At 70.2% G+C, this 2,046-nt stretch carries 2 pseudogenes; one reads left to right on the top strand and one right to left on the bottom strand.

Annotation, left to right across the window (positions count from 1 at the left end):
- Positions 1–265, bottom strand: a pseudogene (locus BDIM_RS16690) (M23 family peptidase); the annotation flags it as partial.
- A 329-nt stretch (positions 266–594) separates the two neighbouring features.
- On the opposite strand from BDIM_RS16690, the pseudogene BDIM_RS16685 reads away from it, so the two are divergent.
- Positions 595–2,046: pseudogene (locus BDIM_RS16685) on the top strand (intermembrane phospholipid transport protein YdbH family protein); the annotation flags it as partial.

The raw sequence follows: 2,046 nt of genomic DNA, 5'->3' as shown, positions 1-2,046 counted from the left end.
GGCGCACGGCCTGCTCGAAGGTCTCGCCGCGGCGAATCTGGACGGGGATGGCTTCCGGGGCGGTCATGCCGGCCGGCGCGGCGGCGGCGGCGTAGGCCTGGGCTTCCAGCGATTCGATCTGCGCCGCGGTCAGGGCCGGAACTTCCTCGGCCTTCACCTGTTCATATCCACGACCGGCCAGCAGGGCGATGCCCACAGCGGCGCAGGTCGTCAGCAGGTGCGGCGCGAGCCGGACAGGCTGGCGGCGAGGATCGAACTGAGCCATGGGTCCCCGGCAAGTCGGCGACGCGTTCCGCGCCAAAACAGTCGAATCTCGACGCGTTTGCCGGTCGCCCGACGAACGCGAAGCGAGCCGTATAGCCCGCACGTCCCATCTTGGGAAGATGGAATGTTACGATTGGTTAACGTGGCGGCGATGATGTGCAGTAATTTAGCGTTCTGCGTGAGTCTCACGCCAAACTTCGCCTTCTTGTAGTCGAGGTCGATTGGTAGTGGCGGAGGTGTCACGCCGCAGTGCTCATTCTGCAACGACTGTTGTTGTCGCGCATTCTGTGGCGTTGTTGCCCTTCCTGTTAAGTTGAACGCCGCGCCCCCTTGACCGACGACATCGCCACCTCAGGGTCCGACGCCGGACCCGCTCATTCCTCTGGCGCGCCGTCCGGCAAGGGAAGGCCGCCGCGGCTGCGGCTGGCGGCCCGGACGCTGCTGATCTTGCTGGCCTTGCTGCTGGTGCTGGCGGCGGCCCTCTATCTGAACCGGCGCGCGGCGGCGCGCGAACTGCTGGTCGGCTGGCTGGACCGCAAGGGCATAGACGCCGACGTCGAGGTCGAACGGCTGGAGCTCAACGGCTTCGTCGGCAAGGTCTCCATCGGCGATCCCAAGAACCCCGACTTCAAGGTCGAGCGGGTCGAGGTCGACTACGCCGTGGGCCTGCCGTGGTCGAAGGCCGGGCTGGGGGTGACGCCCAGCCGCATCCGTCTGGTCCGCCCGATCGTGCGCGCGGCGTGGAAGGACGGCGAGCTGTCGCTGGGCAGCCTTGATCCCCTGGTCGAGGAGTTCACCGGCAGGCCGCCCAAGCCGGATTCGCGCGCGCCTCTGGTCATCGTCGAAGGCGGCCAGGCGCGGCTCGACACCGAATACGGTCCGGTTCGCCTGCTGGCGGACGCGCGGATCGACGACGGCAAGCTGATGCGGCTGTCGGGGCGAATGCCCGCCGCCTCGCTCAAGAGCGGCGAGACCGAGGCGCGCGGCCTGGCCGGGGTCATTGAGGTGACGACCGTGGGCGACCGCACGGCGGTGAAGCTGGACGCCCAGGCCGAGCGCTTCGCCGTGGCGGGCGTCGGCGGGCAGGGGGCTGCGCTCAGCCTCAGCGGCGACCTGCCCTACCCGGACATGAAGACCCGGCGCGGCGACGGGCGGATCGGTCTGACCGTGCGGTTGACGGCGGATGAACTGGCCGGCGCCGGGACGACGGCGCGTCAGGCGGCGGCGACGATGAATTTCGCCGGGGCGGTCGAAGGCTGGCTCAACGCCTATAGCCTCAAGGGCGAGGCGAAGGCGACGGCGACGGCGGACCGGCTTCAAGGCGAGGGTATGGAGGTTCGCCAGGCGGCGCTGGACCTTAATCGCCTGACCCTGTCGACGTCGGGCGGGACCGAGGGGCAGGAGATGAAATGGCGCGCGGCCTCGCTCCTGCGGCTGACGGCGGCGTCGGGCCGGTTCGGCGAGAACCGGCTGACCCAGGCGGTCGTCGCCTCGAACGCGATTCAGGCCGGGGGCAAGGGCGCGGCCTTCGAGGTTCAAGGGCCGGCGACCTTGACGGCGCGGCGGCTGGCGACCGGCGACGTGACGCTGGACGGGGCGCGGGGCCGCCTCGACTTCGACCTGGTGCGGGATTCCATCACGCGGATCAGCGCGACCGGCGCGCTGGGGGCGGATCGGGTTTCGGCGCCGGTGCTGGGCGCGCCGCTGGCCGACGATCTTCCGGAGCTGGCGGAGTTGAAGCGGGCGCTGGGCGCCTTCGCCCTGGACGCGCCTGAGGTGCGG

The organism is Brevundimonas diminuta ATCC 11568 (assembly GCF_000204035.1).
GTDB lineage: Bacteria > Pseudomonadota > Alphaproteobacteria > Caulobacterales > Caulobacteraceae > Brevundimonas > Brevundimonas diminuta.
This window is presented reverse-complemented; position numbering and strand designations above follow the sequence as displayed.